The sequence below is a fragment of the Streptomyces botrytidirepellens genome (assembly GCF_003721215.1).
In the GTDB taxonomy this organism is placed as follows: domain Bacteria; phylum Actinomycetota; class Actinomycetes; order Streptomycetales; family Streptomycetaceae; genus Streptomyces; species Streptomyces himastatinicus.
Genome location: NZ_RIBZ01000332.1, coordinates 1 through 15,093 on the forward strand (window position 1 = coordinate 1; position 15,093 = coordinate 15,093).

Sequence of the window (15,093 nt, forward strand, 5' to 3'; positions counted from 1 at the left end):
TCGGTGCCGACCCCGGAGCCCTCGGCCCCGAGTTCCGCGCCCGCGTCGAAACCGGCGGCCGAGCCGACGCAGCAGCCCGGCGGGGACGGCGACGGGAACGGTACCGGGGGCGGGGGCGGGGGCGGAGCCGACAAGCCCAAGCCGAAGCCGGTCGACCCGTTCGCGCGCGTCCTGCTCCGGAACGGGACCACGCAGAAGTGCGCCGCCCCGAAGGAGCCGGGCGGCAAGGCGGGCGGCAGAGCCGCCCAGTTCCCCTGCGACGGCGGCAACAACGGGCAGCTGTGGGACCTGGAGACGGTGTTCGAGGGCAAGGGGCCGAACAACGCCAACCTGGTCCAGATCCGCAACACCATGGACGGACTCTGCCTGGACCTGCCCGAGACCGGAGCGCAGCCCGCCACCTCGCCGATCTCGGAGGCGCCCTGCACCCGCAAGATGGACGACAACCAGCTGTGGTGGGTGGAGAAGCGGCCCAACACCAACGGGCTCCACTGGATCCACAACTACGCCAGCAGCAACCTCTGCCTGGACGTCGCCGGTTACGCCTCCAAGGGCGAGGACAAGGCGGACGGCACCAACCTCACCCTCTTCGACTGCTCGGACGACGACGACCAGACGTGGTTCATCGTCAAGCCGGACGCCCAGCAGCCTTGAGAAAGGCGCGGGCCGCTCACCAGGTGACCTCGTCCAGCACCAGGCGGCCCGCCTTCCGGTACTCCCGCCGCGCCCCGGCCAGCAGATCGGCTCCGGTCACCGGCTCGCCACGGCCCGCCGCCGCATACGCCGCGGTCACCACCGCGCTGCGGATGGAGCCGCCCGCCAGCTCGAAGTCGCGGGCGCACGGCCCCGGATCGATGCCGTCCTCGCACGGCACATGGGCCAGGCTGTGCCGCCACAGGGCGAGCCGCTGACCGGCGTCGGGGAAGGGGAAGTCGACCACCGTGTCCAGCCGCCGGGTGAACGCGTCGTCGATGTTCGCCCGCAGGTTGGTGGTGAGCAGGGCGATCCCGTCGAACGCCTCCAGCCGCTGGAGGAGGTACGCGCTCTCCAGGTTGGCGTAGCGGTCGTGGGAGTCGTTGACCTCGGAGCGCTTGCCGAACACCGCGTCCGCCTCGTCGAAGAGCAGCACCGCGTCGGTGCGGTCGGCCTCGGTGAAGATGCGCTCCAGGTTCTTCTCGGTCTCGCCCACGTACTTGTCGACCACCGAGGACAGCTGGACGACATACAGGTCCAGGCCCAGATCGGCGGCCACCACCTCGGCGGACATGGTCTTGCCGGTGCCGGACTCCCCCGCGAACAGCGCCAGGACGCCCCGGCCCCGGCCGCCGCCCGCGCTCAGCCGCCAGTCGCCGAGCACCCGGTCGCGGTAGCGGGCGCGCAGGGACAGCTCGCGCAGCTGGCCGAGCGGATCGGCGGGCAGCACCAGATCGTCCCAGCCGACATCGGGCCGGATGCGGCGGGCGTGGTTCTCCAGACCGGAGGCGGAGTGCTGCCGGGCCGCGCGCCGCAGGTGGTCCGGGCCCAGCGGGGCGCCCTCGAAGGCGGCCAGTTCCCGCGCGGACCGCGCCGCCCGGCGGATCCGCTCACCGCCGAGCCGGTACGGGGCGACGGTGGCCGCCAGGTCGAACCCGGCGTCGTCCCTCCCGCCGACGCCGAGCGCGGCCGCCCAGGCGTCCACCCCGCCCGACGGCAGCCGGGGCACGTCCAGCACCAGGGGGTCGTGGTCGCACCACTGCGGGTCGTACGCCGCCCTGCCGGTGAGCACCACCGGTACGTCGGGCGCCGCCAGGGCCCGGATCAGCGGGCCCGGCCGGTCGGGCAGTTCGGACACGACGATGCCGCAGCCGCGCAGCCGCGCCTCGCGCAGCAGCTCCGGCACCGGGCCGAGGGCGTCGTGCCGCCGGTCGTCCGGGCCGTGCTCCTGGTACCCGGTGGTGAGCGGGGTGAAGTGCAGCGCCTCGTACCCGGCGGCGCTCAGCGCGGTGGCGGCGCACAGCAGTCCGTCGCCCTCCCGCTGTTCGCGCAGATAGACCGTGCACGGGGCGGTGGCGAGGTGGGCGGCGAGCCGCTCCATGGAGTTCGGGGAGGGTTCGGCCGGGGCCGGGAGCATGCGCGCGCGGCCGTCGAGCGCGGCGTCCCGGGTGTCGTCGCCGAGCAGGTGGGCGACCAGCCGGTCCGGGACGCTCAACGAGCGGCTGAGGAAGGGCCGTTCGGCCTCCTCGACGACCAGCAGGCCGAGTTCGGCCAGGGGCGCCGTGGGGTGGAAGCGGGCCCGGGCCGCGGGATGGGCCGCGGACAGACCGCACACGTCGAGCACCAGCCCGACGGTGGCCCGCCGACGGCTGACGTCGTCGTTGAGGTAGCCGTACAGCGGCTCGAATCCGCGGTCGAGGTCGGGCGCGAGCGCGATGAGCAGGGCGGCGGTGTCCAGCTCGGTCAGACCCAGACGGCGGACGAGGCCGGGCAGCCGGTCGCCGTCGCGCGCCGGTTCGTCGCCGGAGCCGTCGACGGGCCCCGGCGCGGCGCCGTCCTCCGGGTGCGGCCCGTCGGCGGACCGCAGCAGATGGTGGCGTACGGCGTCGTCGGACAGATAGAGGCCGCGCAGCAGGTCGGTCGCGGTGGGGTCGCCCGCGCTGCGCCGCTCCACCAGGGCGGCGATCCGCTCCCGCAGCCGGGCGAGCCGCGCGAGCAGCGCACCGGCCGGGTCGTCGGACGGGGTGTCAGGTGTGGTGCTGTCGGTCACCGGGCGTGTGCTTCCGTGGTCGGCCTGTCGAGGTGCCGTGACTGGTGCATCCGCTCGCCGTCCTCGGCTCCGTCGATCTCGCGGGCGCGCACCAGCGTGCCCTCGGTGACGGGCGGCCCGGCGTCGTAGTCGGGGTACGCCGGGAACGGCACGGTGATCACCAGGTCGATCGATGGTTTGAGCGTGCCGCCGAGCGCGGACCAGATCTCGGCCAGCGAGCGGGCCTCGGTCTGCACCCCGGCGACCGTGAGCGGCACGCTCAGCCCCAGCTCGGCGAGCGGCTCCGGAAGGATGTCCGGCGGCAGCAGTTCGCGGGGCAGCAGGGTCGCCAACGCGGCCGACAGCAGCCGGTGTTCGTCCTCGGGCCGCTTGGTCCACGCGGTGAGCAGGTACGACAGCCGGAACCAGCGCGGCGGACGGCGCCTGCGGACCACGATCCCCTGCCCGTCGCGGATGGCGGCCGCGCCGCGCTCGCGCCGTTTGACGTCCTCCCGGATGTCGTACAGATAACAGTCCAGGACCGGGGCGTTGCGCCGCGCCGACCATTCCTTGGTCGGGGCGTCGAAGGCGATCTCGATATCACTTCCGGCGAGTGCTCCCCCCTGGAGCAGCGTCCGCAGGAGTGCGTCGACTTCATGAATCACGAGATGTACCCCTCGCGCAGGGCGTAGGCCACGGCGTGCGCGCGATTGCGCAGGTCCAGCCGCGTCGTCAAACCCTGCATGATGTTCTTGACGGTCCGCTCCGAATACGACAACTTACTAGCAATTTCCCCAGTTCCCATTCCCTCCGCGACCAGCCGCAGCACGTCGATCTCGCGCGGGGTGAGGCCGGAGGGCTGGGCGACGGGGTGGCCGGACGTGCCCGGTCGTAAGCTGCCGACCTGGCTGATCAGCCGCCCGAGCAGATCGGAGGGCAGGTCGCCGTCGCCGTGGAAGGCCGCGGTCACGGCCCGGAGCAGCCGTCCCCCGGTGGCCTCGTGCCGCCAGACGATGGCTCCGACGCCGCATTCGATGACGTCCAGCAGCTCCGCCTCGCGGATCAGGCTCACCACCAGGACGGGGTGCAGCCCCTCGCTGCGCACGAGTCGGCGCAGTTGGGAGAGGAGAGCCTGATCGGGGGATTCGGCGAGCAGCACGGCCACGCCGGCACCGCTCACGGTGGCCTCGTCGACGAGGTCGACCTCCGGGTGCTGCCGCAGCTGGCTGATCGTTCCTTCTCGTGAGATCGGGTCCGGCGCATGGACCACGACCGGAATCTTTTTCTCGGGTTCCGCGATCACCGAATGGAAAGTTCCGCGCACTTTTCCCTCCCCTGCCGCCGCGATGGTACGGCAGCTCCCGTTAACAGCCGTACGGGTGGAATCCTTTCTACCACTTGGATATTTGTCGGCCGCGCCCGCGACGCGCCAGGAAAACTGTCCAGAAAAGTGCCCAGAAAACTGCTCGGAAAGTGGCCGGTTATTGCTCACCGCGGTGCTCACCGCAGGATGAGCACCGCCGGGCGGCAACCCAGGAAGCGCCGCTACCCTCCTCCCTCAGTAAGCGCTTGAGCAGCGCACCAGCAGGTCGGCAAGGGAGTGCCATGACTCACCGTGACAGCCACTCACCCGGGAGTCTGGGTGAGCACTTACGCGCGGCGCGACAGCGCGCCTTCGTCGGACGCGACCGCGAACTGGCCCGGTTCCGCACGGCACTCGACGGCCCCGCGGACAGCTTCACTGTGCTCTTCCTCACCGGCCCCGGCGGCATCGGCAAGTCGTCGCTGCTGCGGCGCTTCGCCGACGAGGCGCACGCGGCCGGGCTGACGGCGGTCGAGCTGGACGGGCGCAGCGGTGAGTGCTCCCCCGCGGCGTTCGAGGCGGACGCGGCCGAGGTGTTCGCCGCCGACCGGCCGGTGCTGCTGGTCGACACGTTCGAGGAGTACCAGTCGCTCGAAGGCTGGTTGCGGGACCGTTTCCTCCCCCGGCTGCCGCTGGGGTCGCTGGTGGTCCTCGCCGGACGGCAGCCGCCCTCGGACCGCTGGCGGACCGACCCCGGCTGGGCGGAGATCCTGCGGGTCGTCAGCCTGCCGGAGCTGCCCCGCGACGAGGCGGTGGCCCTGCTCGCGGCGCGCGGGGTGCCGCCGGAGCGGCAGGCCGGGGTCCTCGCCTTCGCGGGCGGCAACCCCCTGGCCCTGTCGCTGGCCGCCGAGGTGGCACGCGACGCCGACGACGGCAACGGCGCCTGGACACCGGCCCAGGACGTGATCGGCACCCTGGTGTCCCGGCTGGTCGGGGACGTGCCGTCGACGGTCCACCGGCAGGCCCTGGAGATATGCGCCCACGCGCACATGACCACCGAGGAGTTGCTGCGGGCCGCCCTGCCCGAGACCGACCCGGCCGCACCGCCCGCGACCGACACGGCGGACCTGTTCGCCTGGCTGCGCGGGCTGCCGTTCATCGAGACGGGCCCGTGCGGGATCTTTCCGCACGATGTGGTGCGCGAGACCCTGGACGCCGATCTGCGCTGGCGCGATCCGCAGCGCTACCGGGCCATGCACGGCCGCATCCTCAGCCATCTCGTCGCGCAGGTGCAGCAGGCCCGCGGCGGCTCCGGCGGCTCGGTCGGCTCCCGTGCCCCCGGCGTCTCCTCGGGCTCCGGTTCCGCGGCGGGCCCGGCGCTGCGCGGCCTGTCGGCCGCCGTGCTCTACCTCCAGCGCGACGGGTTCGGGAGCAACTGGTTCGGCGCCACCCGGCCGCACGAGGTGTACGAGGACACGCTGCGGCCCGGCGACCGCGCCGCGGTGCTGGAACTGGCCGCCAGGGAGGGCCCCGAGGAGAACGTGGCCATCGTCCGCCACTGGCTCGACCGGCAGCCCGAGTCCTTCCACGTCTACCGGCGCTCGGTCTCGGGCGAGACGGTCGGCTTCATGTCCTGGCTGCGGCTCACCGAGGCCCGGGCGGCGGACCAGAACGCCGATCCGGTCATCGCGGCGGCCTGGGCGCATGCCCGCCGGACGGCCCCGCCGGGGGCCGGAGAGCACCTGGGCATCGCCCGGTTCACGGTGCGCGCCGACCCCAACCCCTCCCCCGCCGGGGACCTCATGAGCGCGCGGATCATGGCCGAGGTCCTCACCGGTGAGGGGCTGACCTGGGCGCTCGTGGTGATGGACGACTTCGAGGCGTATCAGCGGTCCTCATTCGTGGCCCATTTGGACGCCCCGCCCCTGGTCCGGGTCGGCGGCCGGCTCTACGGGCTCTTCGGCCACGACCAGCGAAAGGTGTCACCCGACACCTTCCTCCAGCAGACGATGCAGCTGGACCCCGCCCCCGGGGACGCGCCCGCGCCACGTACCGCCGACGCCCCGGAGCGTGCCCAGGGCGCCCTGTCCCGGGCCGAGTTCGACGCGGCCGTACGGAGCGCTCTGCGCTCCTGGCACCGGCCCGACGCGCTGTCGGCCAGCCCGCTGCTGCACACCGGCCTGGTGGCCCGCGACGCGGCCGACCCGGTGGAGGCGCTGCGGGACGTCCTCGCCGAGGCGGCCGGGAAGCTGCGCGCGGACCGGATGGGCGAAAAGCTCCACCAGGCGGTCGAGGTGACGTTCTTCGAGGGCGCCCCGACCCAGGAGTCCGCGGCCGCACGGCTCGGCGTGCCGTTCAGTACGTACCGCCGTCACCTCACCCGCGGTGTCGCCCGGGTCTGCGAACTGCTGTGGCACCGCTAGGGGGTGTCCCTCAACGGGTGACCAGCACGCTCACTCTCAGGGCGCCCTCGTTGTCGTCCAGGCAGGTGTCGCCGTCGTTGATCCGCAGCTCCAGGGTCCCTTCGCGGGCGGCCCGGAAGCGCCACTCGCGCTTGACGCGGTGGCTCGGCAGGCTCTTGGGGTTTCCGGAGAAGCGGCCCAGGAGGGTGCCGAACGGGGCCGTGGCGTCGACCTTGCAGTCCCGGGCGAAGCCCAGGGTTTCGTCGTCGGCGGCGCTGTGACCGAGGGGGCCGACGCCGGGCAGGAGGCCGGAGTCCACCGTCCAGGTGCCGGTGGAGTAGCGCACCGTCACCGTGTCGCCCCGGCGGAGTCGGGCTCGCGTCGGGCGCTGCCAGCCCTGGGCCGACTGGACGCTCAGCGTCGTGGTCGTAGTCGTAGGCGTGGGTGCGGCCGAGGTGACGGGGGTGGCCCGGGCGTCCGACGGCCCGTCGTCCGCGCCGGACGGGGGCGCGTCCGTCAGCGCCAGGAAGAGGCCGGTGATCAGGGCGGACGCGGCGCCCGCCGCCACCGGCCACCACCACCGCACCCTGCGGCGGCGGGGCGGCGGGGCGGCCGAGCGGTCCACGACGGTCGGCTCCGGGCCGACACCGACGAGGGTCGGGGCCGTGCCCGGGGACCGTATGCCCGTCATCGTCGCGGTGTCCGACTGGGACGCGTCCGCCACCGTCTGCGGCACCCGGACCGTCGCGGCGTGGGTCTCCGCGATCCGCACACCATCGGAGGGCGTCGTCAGGGGCTCGGGTTCGGCACCGTCCGCGACCTGCCGCAGGGCGTCGCGCACCGCGGCCGCGGAGGGACGCTGGTCCGGGGACTTGTGCAGCAGGGCCTCGACGATGGGCCGCAGCGGGCCGACCCTTTCCGGGATGTTCGGCTCCGCGAAGGTGACGGCGTGCAGCGCCGCGGCCTGCGTGGTGCGGTGGAAGGGCGCCACCCCGGAGGCGACGGCGGACAGGGTCGCGCCCAGCGCCCACAGGTCCGACGGCGGGCCCACCTCGTCCGCGGTCAGCCGCTCGGGCGCCATGTAGCCGATGGAGCCGAGGAGTTCACCGGCCGTGGTGAGCGAGTCGTCGCCTTCGAGGGCGGCGATGCCGAAGTCGGTGAGGACGGCGCTGCCGTCGCGGCGCAGCAGGACGTTGGCGGGCTTGATGTCGCGGTGCAGCGCCCCGATGGCGTGCACGGCCTCCAGGGCGCTCAGCAGCTGGAGGCCGAGGGCAGCGGTGTGGGGCGGCGACAACGGTCCGACGGCGGCGAGGTGGCGGTCGAGGGAGGGGCCGTCGATCAGCTCCATCGTGATCCACAACCGGTCGTCGTACTCGACCAGATCGTGGACGCCGACCACATGGGGGTGGTGCACCCGGGCGACGGTGCGCGCCTCCCGCACCGCCCGGCGCAGCCGTCTGTGGTGCTCGTCGCCGTCGCTGCTGACATGGAGCTCCTTGACGGCGACCTCGCGCTCCAGCACATGGTCCCGGGCACGCCACACCGTGCCCATACCGCCCCGGCCGAGCCGGTCCAGGAGCAGATAGCGTTCGGCGATCAGCCGTCCTTCTCCGGCGGATCTCACTCGGTCTCCCCTGTTCTCTCCCCCCGGCCCCCGCCGACGCGCGGGGAACGATGCGGGCGAGCATAGCCGGACCGTTGTCGTACCCGTGCGGTTGACTGAGTGCGTACGCGTTTGGCCGGGCGGGACGGCAACACCGCATCCGCACACCGCACTTCAGGGGGCACAGCGATGACCACCACCGAAGAGACCCCTCCCCGGGTTCCGGACGCCGCCTGGCTGGAGGCCCGGTTCGGCGCGGGGTCGCTGTGGCGGCCGACGGAGGCCGATCTTCCGGCCGAGCTGACCGACCGGGCGTCGCGGGAGTTCCTGACCACGGTCGGCTTCCCCGCCGTCACGATCGGCCTCATCGGCTTCGACTCGACCCATCTGCGGGACGCCGAGCGGCGTCACACCTTCGACGCCGACGAGGTGTACGGGAGGCGCCGCCCCGGCGAGTACGTCCCGCCCGAGAACTTCTGCTTCTGCTTCGGCCGCCTCCACGAGGACATGTTGATGCTCGCCGGGGCCCTCGGCGACATCGATCACTACGACCCGAACGGCTGGGACCACGGGGAGGGCTACAAGGGCACGGTGGCCTCCTCGCTGCCCTCGCTCGCCGTCCTGCTCGGGCTGCTCGCGGAGCGGGCGGAGGCCATCGACGCGATCGAGGACGACGAGGAGGCCCGGGCCGAGGCCGTCGGGAAGTTGCGCGCCGAGATGACCGCCTTCGATGCGTACGTGGAGGACGCACCGTTCTGGGATGAGGTGTTCGAATATCTGGCGGAATGACCTGCGCTTCCCGCGGACCCCAGGTGTTCAATGGGCTGCATGGCGGAGGAACGCGGCTGGAGCGTCGAGCTGAGCGGGGTGCCCGAGACCCTGCTGTGGAACCTGTACATGCGCGCGTACGAGGCACGCGGGCCGCGGCCGGTGCTGACGGACCCCAAGGCCGTGGAGCTGGTCGACCGCATCGACTACCCCTTCGAGGAGACCTTCGGCCCGCCCGGCCCGCTGCTCGCGCAGGGGCACGCGCTGCGCGTGCGGACCTTCGACGACGCCGTACGGGACTTCCTCGCCGCCCACCCGGACGGCACCGTCGTCACGCTCGCCGAGGGACTGGAGACCCAGTACTGGCGGGTGGACAACGGGCGGGCCCGCTGGCTGTGCGTCGAGCTGCCGGAGACCGCCGCGGTGCGGCGCGCCCTGCTGCCGGACGACGAGCGGCGGCGCACCCTCGCCCGCTCGGCCCTCGACCTGTCGTGGCGGGGCGAGGTCGACCCCTCCCGCGGGGTGCTGATCACCGCGCAGGGGCTGCTGATGTATCTGCGGCCCACCGAGGTGCGGGATCTGATCGCCGGATGCGCCGAGGGCTTTCCGGGTGGGGCGCTGGTCTTCGACGCGGTGCCGCGCTGGTTCAGCGCGCGCACGCTGCGCGGCGAGCTGCGCACCGCGCGGGGGTACCGGCCGCCGCCCATGCCGTGGGGCATGGACGCGGGTGAGCTGGGCAAGGTCCGTAGCGCCCATCCGCGCATCTCCGAGGTGCGGGAGCTGCCGCCGCCGCGCGGGCGGGGGCTGTATCACGGGGCGCTGGTGCCGGTGCTGCGGCGGCTGCCCGGGGTTCGGAATCTGCGGCCCACGATGACCGCGATCGCCCGCTTCGGCTGAGTGGCTGGTTTCTTATCCGCCTCAACTGATCATTGAGTCAGTCCACACCGCATCACCCGGATGAAATTCCGGTGTCTTACCGTCCATAAGGGGCCATTCCACTCCCGCGTCCATTGCGCTTATCTCAACACCTCCGTACGGTGTCGGCCATGCGGCAAGAGTTCGACGTCGCGGCGCGCGTCCGTCAGGTGATCGACGAAGCGGGCTGCACCCAGCGGGAGTTCGCGCGGCGTGTGGTGATGGACCCCTCCAAGCTGTCCCGCTCGCTCGGCGGCACCCGCCGTTTCACCGTCGCCGAACTGGCCCGTATCGCCGACGCGGGCCGGGTCGACGCCGGGTGGCTGCTCGGCACCACCGGGCCCGACGAAACCGCCGCCGACACCCCTGAACCGGCCGCCCGCACCTCACCCCCCGAGGGCGGGCGGCCCCTCCAGATCGTCCGGGAGACCGTGCGGCTGATCGCCGAGCACGGCTTCCACTCCGTACGCGTCGCCGACATCGCCGCCGCCTGCGACACCAGCACCGCCGCCATCCACTACCACTTCCCCGGCCGCGCCGAATTACTGGAAGCCGCCGTGCGCTGGTGCATGGACGAGGACACCATGCGCCGCGCCGCCCGCCTCGCCGAGGCCGACGACGCCCTCGAGGAGCTGCGCCAGCTCATCGACCTCCAGGTCCCGGACAGCACCCAGCAGCGCCACCAGTGGCTGGTGTGGATGGACCTGTGGTCCGAGGCCGCGCGCTCGACCGCCATCGGACAGCTGCACGCCGCGTTCTACCGGGAGTGGCGGCGGACGATCGCCGAGGTGATCCGGCGCGGCATCACCCAGGGCGTGTTCCGCGACGTCGACCCCGAGTTCAGCGCGCTGCGGCTCACCGCGCTGATCGACGGGTTCGCCACCCAGGTGGTGGCCACCGCGCCCGGCGAGGGTGGGACGAGCGCGGAGGTCATGCGCACCGCCTGCCTCGCCTACCTCGACACGGAACTGTCCGCACAGCCTCCTCACCGTCCCGACGAAACCCGTTCATCCCCGTTCCCGTAGCTACGGAGCAGTCGCAGAAGACGGAGCAACGCCATGCCCATGAACGACAGCGTCATCATCACCTGTGCTCTCACCGGGGCCGGTGACACCGTGGGCCGCAGCCCCCACGTCCCCGTCACCCCCGAGCAGATAGCCCGCTCCGCGGTCGAGGCCGCGGAGGCCGGGGCGGCCGTGGTCCACATCCACGTACGCGACCCCGAGACCGGCGCCCCCGCCCGCGATCCGCGGCTGTACCGCGAGGTCGTGGAGCGGGTGAAGGAGACCGGCACCGACGTCGTCATCAACCTCACCGCGGGCATGGGCGGCGACCTCGTCATCGACCCCGAGAACCCGCTCACCCACCTCGCGGGCACCGACCTGGTCAGCGGCCTGGACCGGCTCCCGCACGTCGAGGACCTGCTGCCCGACATCTGCACCCTGGACTGCGGCTCGCTCAACTTCGGCGACGGCAGCAACCTCTACGTCTCCACCCCCGACATGCTGCGCACCGGCGCCAAGCGCATCCAGGAGCTGGGCGTCCGCCCCGAGCTGGAGATCTTCGACACCGGGCAGCTGTGGTTCGCCAAGCAGCTGCTGGCCGAGGGGCTGCTGGACGACCCGACCGTCTTCCAGCTGTGCATGGGCATCCCGTGGGGCGCCCCCGCCGAGCCCGGCGTGCTCAAGGCGATGGTCGACATGCTGCCCGAGGGCGCGCAGTGGGCCAGCTTCGCGCTGGGCCGCATGCAGATGCCGTGGGTCGCCCAGTCCATCCTGCTCGGCGGCAACGTACGGGTCGGCCTGGAGGACAACCTGTACCTCAGCCGGGGCGTCAAGGCCACCAACGGCCAGCTGGTCGAACGCGCCGTCCAGATCACCGAGCTGCTGGGCGCCACCGTCGCCACCCCGGACGAGGCCCGGCAGCGGCTCGGCCTCAAGCCCCGCTCGTAACGCCCCTCCCCCTGCTGTCTCAGGACCCTCCTCCCTTAGGACCCCCATGCCCTCACCCCCCTGCGCACCCGACCGTGTCCGCCGCGTCGCCTGTATCGGCGCGGGAGTCATCGGCGGCGGCTGGGTCGCCCACTTCCTCGCCCGCGGCTACGACGTCACCGCCTGGGACCCGGCGCCGGACGCCGAGACCAAGCTGCGCCGCCTCGTCGACGCCGCCTGGCCCGCCCTGGAGCAGATCGGCCTGGCCGAGGGCGCCTCACCGGACCGCCTCACCCTCGCCGCCACCCTCGAAGAGGCCGTGGCCGACGCGGAGTTCGTCCAGGAGAGCGCCCCCGAGAAGCTGGAGCTCAAGCGGAGCCTGCTGGCCCAGCTGGACGCGGCGGCCCCGGAGGGCGTCGTCATCGCGTCCTCCACCTCCGGGTATCCGATGACCGACATGCAGACGGAGGCCACCGACCCCGGCCGCCTCCTCGTCGGCCACCCGTTCAACCCGCCGTACCTGATCCCCCTGGTCGAGGTCGTCGGCGGCGAGAAGACCGACCCGGCCGCCGTGGAATGGGCCTCCGCCTTCTACAAGGCGGCCGCCAAGTCCGTCATCACCATGGACCGCGAACTGCCCGGCTTCATCGCCAACCGCCTCCAGGAGGCGCTGTGGCGCGAGGCCCTGCACATGGTGGCGAGCGGCGAGGCCACCGTGCAGGACATCGACGACTCGATCACCGAGGGACCCGGCCTGCGCTGGGCCTTCATGGGCCCGTGCCTGACGTTCGCCCTCGCGGGCGGCGAGGGCGGCATGGGGCATATGCTCGATCACTTCGGACCGTCACTGAAATCGCCATGGACGCGTCTCGAAGCCCCTGAGCTGGACGACTCGTTGCGTACGGCCATGGTCGACGGATGTGACGAGGCGGCGGGCGGGCGGAGTATCGCCCAGCTCGTCGCGGAAAGGGACCAGGGCGTGATCAACGTCCTGCGGGCGACCGGCCGGTTGCCCGACCAGCGCAACGAGGGAGGCGACAAGTGAGCGACCAGCTCCCCCACTACCACCAGACCGTCCGACCGGAATGGATCGACTACAACGGTCATATGAGCGAGGCGTTCTACGTCCTCGTTTTCGGACACAGCACGGACGAGATGATGGTCGAGACCGGTCTCGACTCCGGATACCGGGTGAAGACCGGCTGCTCCCTCTACACCGTCGAGACGCACATCCGCTATCTCCACGAAGTCGAGGAGGGCGCCGAGCTGACCATCCGCACCCGGGTGCTGGGCGTGGACGAGAAGAAGGTGCGGTTCTCCCACGAGATGTACGTGGGCGAGCCGGAGGGTGGCGAGCCCGTGGCCACCACCGAACTGCTCGCCCTCCACATCGACCAGAAGGCGGGCCACGCGGCACCCTTCCCGGAGGAGGTCCGCGAGCGGCTCACCTCCCTGGTCGAGAAGGCACCCGAGTGGGCGGGCCGCTCCATAGGCCCCGTACCCACGGCCGCCTAGGCGCGGCGCACGCAGAGACGAGGGGGTCACCGGGTCCGGTGACCCCCTCGACGCGTCCTCACGGCGTGTCGGTGACGGTGACCGGCTCGTCGTTCTTGAGCTGCTGGACGAGCTGCTTGAGCTTGGCCTGGTCCCACTGGAGGTTGCCGCCGACGCTGCCCGAGGTCGGCATGTTCATGGACTTGCCGCCGCTGCTGGTCACGTCCTTCATGGCGAAGAACATCTTGGCCAGCAGATACGGGTTCATGTCCTTGTCGACGATCAGGGTGTCCAGCCCGGCCCCCATGGTCGGGTAGAGCGTGAACGGATTCAGCAGTGTGCTGGGCGTCGCGGTCTGACTGGCCAGGGACGACAGGAACTTCTGCTGGTTCTTCGTCCGGTCCAGGTCGCTGGCGGCGAACGCGTGCCGGCTGCGGACGAACGCCAGCGCCTGCTGCCCGTTCATCGTCTGCTGCCCCGCCTCGAAGTCCGCACCCGCCTGCTTGTCCTTGAACCCCTTGTCGAGGTTCATCTCGACGCCGCCGATGGCGTCCACGATGTCGGCGAAGCCGGAGAACCCGATCTCCGCGTAGTGGTCGATGTGCAGCCCGGTGTTGGCCTCGACGGTGCGGACGAGCAGCTGCGGGCCGTCGATGGAGTACGCGGCGTTCAGCTTGTTGTCGCCCAAGGGGCCCTTGACCTCACCGGACTCCGATCCGCGGAACTTCGGGATGGTCACGTTCGAGTCGCGCGGCAGCGATATGAGCGTCGGGCCGGACGCGCCGTCGTGCAGGATCATCATCGAGTCCGTGCGCTTGCCGTCGGCGGAGCCCGTGTGCAGGTCCTTCTTCTGCTGGTCCGACATGCCCTCGCGGCTGTCGGACCCGACGATCAGGTAGTTGGTGCCGTCCCCGGTCTCGGGGCGGTCGATCACCTGGCTGAGGTCGACTTCCTTGCGCAGCTTGGAGTCGGCCCAGAAGTACGTGGCGACCGAGGCGACCAGCAGAACGACGATCAGGGTGACCAGTACGCGTTTCACCGTCCGGCCACGCCGCCGACGCCGCCGATACGGCACCTCGGGCGGACCTCCGTGGCCTCCCTGCTGCGGCGGGACGCCAGGATGCCCGTTGTGCGGCGGGGCATACGTGGGGTCCTGGAAATCGGGGTATCTGCTGTCGCTCCGTGAATTCATGCGGGGCAGTCTGCATTCTCCATGGGGCCGAAAGGCAAATCGGGTTGGCAGACCTGGTGAAGCGCGGCACATTTCTGGGCAGCGGCGTATGAGGTTTTGCCGTATGCGGCACCGCGAGTGTTCCCGTCCGCTCTCTCCGTTACCCTCCGGCCGTCATGGAACGATGGCGCTGGATTCCCTGAACCCAGCCGCATCCTCCTCAGCGCCGGAGGGTCGGAAAGTGTTACGCGGACCACCGGCCGCACACGGTCAGAGCCGCCGCACCCAAGCGGCCACACCGTGACCGATGCCGAGGTAAATCAGCGCGGGCAGCGCGTAGTTGAGGAAGACGCGCGCACCCTCGGGCTCCATGGTGAAGATGTCCTGCGACCAGCCGGCCAGCCAGTCCGCGACGCCGTGCACGAAGTCGACGAAGACGTTCGCCTCGTTCGCGTCGAGCATGTAGAGCAGGATCCACAAACCCAGAAAGATCGCGGCGACGTCCGCGAGGCCATGAATGATCAGCGCTGTCCGCTCCGTCCCGAGACGGTTGGACGGATTTGCGTGGTGGTTGTACGGACCGTTGTCCACCATACGGTCATGGGGGTTGCTCATGGGCCTCTCTTAGCCGAGCCGACTCCCCCAAAACTGCCTTCACATTCACTTCACAGCAATGTCCTCGGCGCGTTATCAATTCCGCACCGAAGTGGCCGTCTGATCAACTTTTTCGCACCCGGCAACTCAACATCTCCCCATCGGAGTTGTCGTAAAACGTGAAGCCCTT

At 71.6% G+C, this 15,093-nt stretch carries 14 protein-coding genes; 8 read left to right on the forward strand and 6 right to left on the reverse strand.

Annotated features, from left to right (window positions below):
- Window positions 1-654, forward strand: a 654-nt coding sequence (locus EEJ42_RS30275) for an RICIN domain-containing protein (RefSeq protein WP_148082049.1), incomplete at its 5' end; no start/stop codon positions are given.
- A gap of 16 nt (window positions 655-670) precedes the next feature.
- Here EEJ42_RS30275 and EEJ42_RS30280 read toward each other — a convergent pair.
- Genes EEJ42_RS30280 through EEJ42_RS30290 form a run of 3 tightly spaced genes read right to left on the reverse strand, consistent with a single transcriptional unit; the run spans window position 671 to window position 4,025 of the window.
- Window positions 671-2,743, reverse strand: a complete 2,073-nt coding sequence (locus EEJ42_RS30280; RefSeq protein ID WP_123104977.1) for an ATP-binding protein — start codon at window positions 2,741-2,743, stop codon at window positions 671-673.
- On the reverse strand, window positions 2,740-3,387 hold the full coding sequence (locus EEJ42_RS30285) for a Pvc16 family protein (protein WP_123104979.1): 648 nt from the start codon (window positions 3,385-3,387) through the stop codon (window positions 2,740-2,742). Before EEJ42_RS30285 ends, EEJ42_RS30280 begins: the two co-directional genes overlap by 4 nt.
- Window positions 3,384-4,025 carry a helix-turn-helix transcriptional regulator gene (locus tag EEJ42_RS30290; protein ID WP_123104981.1) on the reverse strand — a complete coding sequence of 214 codons (642 nt, stop codon included), beginning with the start codon at window positions 4,023-4,025 and terminating at the stop codon, window positions 3,384-3,386. Before EEJ42_RS30290 ends, EEJ42_RS30285 begins: the two co-directional genes overlap by 4 nt.
- Before the next feature lie 302 nt (window positions 4,026-4,327).
- On the opposite strand from EEJ42_RS30290, the gene EEJ42_RS30295 reads away from it, so the two are divergent.
- A complete protein-coding gene (locus tag EEJ42_RS30295; RefSeq protein WP_123104983.1) occupies window positions 4,328-6,448 on the forward strand; it encodes an ATP-binding protein in 2,121 nt (706 codons plus the stop codon).
- A 10-nt stretch (window positions 6,449-6,458) separates the two neighbouring features.
- On the opposite strand, the gene EEJ42_RS30300 is transcribed toward EEJ42_RS30295, so the two are convergent.
- Window positions 6,459-8,051, reverse strand: coding sequence for a serine/threonine-protein kinase (locus EEJ42_RS30300; RefSeq protein ID WP_123104985.1), 1,593 nt, complete (start codon window positions 8,049-8,051; stop codon window positions 6,459-6,461).
- A gap of 168 nt (window positions 8,052-8,219) precedes the next feature.
- Between EEJ42_RS30300 and EEJ42_RS30305 the strand changes: the two genes are divergently transcribed.
- From EEJ42_RS30305 to EEJ42_RS30330, 6 genes are all read left to right on the forward strand, one after another.
- Window positions 8,220-8,819: an SUKH-4 family immunity protein gene (locus EEJ42_RS30305; RefSeq protein ID WP_123104987.1), complete on the forward strand. Its 600-nt coding sequence runs from the start codon at window positions 8,220-8,222 to the stop codon at window positions 8,817-8,819.
- 30 nt (window positions 8,820-8,849) lie between these two features.
- The gene (locus EEJ42_RS30310; protein WP_184503343.1) at window positions 8,850-9,695 is read left to right on the forward strand and encodes a class I SAM-dependent methyltransferase; all 846 of its coding nucleotides are present in this window, start codon (window positions 8,850-8,852) and stop codon (window positions 9,693-9,695) included.
- Window positions 9,696-9,844: 149 nt separating this feature from the next.
- Window positions 9,845-10,738, forward strand: a complete 894-nt coding sequence (locus EEJ42_RS30315) for a TetR/AcrR family transcriptional regulator (protein ID WP_123104989.1) — start codon at window positions 9,845-9,847, stop codon at window positions 10,736-10,738.
- Between the two features lie 33 nt (window positions 10,739-10,771).
- Window positions 10,772-11,665 (forward strand): beta-keto acid cleavage family enzyme, encoded by an 894-nt coding sequence (locus EEJ42_RS30320; RefSeq protein WP_009715673.1) that lies wholly within the window; start codon window positions 10,772-10,774, stop codon window positions 11,663-11,665.
- Window positions 11,666-11,711: 46 nt separating this feature from the next.
- Entirely contained in the window at window positions 11,712-12,689 is a 978-nt protein-coding gene (locus EEJ42_RS30325; protein ID WP_123104991.1) for a 3-hydroxyacyl-CoA dehydrogenase NAD-binding domain-containing protein, read from the forward strand.
- Window positions 12,686-13,159: a thioesterase family protein gene (locus EEJ42_RS30330; RefSeq protein WP_123104993.1), complete on the forward strand. Its 474-nt coding sequence runs from the start codon at window positions 12,686-12,688 to the stop codon at window positions 13,157-13,159. The genes EEJ42_RS30325 and EEJ42_RS30330 overlap by 4 nt, the downstream gene beginning before the upstream one ends.
- Before the next feature lie 58 nt (window positions 13,160-13,217).
- Here EEJ42_RS30330 and EEJ42_RS30335 read toward each other — a convergent pair whose 3' ends face one another.
- Together EEJ42_RS30335 and EEJ42_RS30340 are read right to left on the reverse strand one after the other, a co-directional pair.
- Complete coding sequence (locus tag EEJ42_RS30335; RefSeq protein ID WP_425472981.1) at window positions 13,218-14,402, reverse strand: LCP family protein; 1,185 nt, start codon at window positions 14,400-14,402, stop codon at window positions 13,218-13,220.
- A gap of 177 nt (window positions 14,403-14,579) precedes the next feature.
- Entirely contained in the window at window positions 14,580-14,903 is a 324-nt protein-coding gene (locus EEJ42_RS30340; RefSeq protein ID WP_246097498.1) for a hypothetical protein, read from the reverse strand.
- Between the last annotated feature and the right edge of the window lie 190 nt (window positions 14,904-15,093).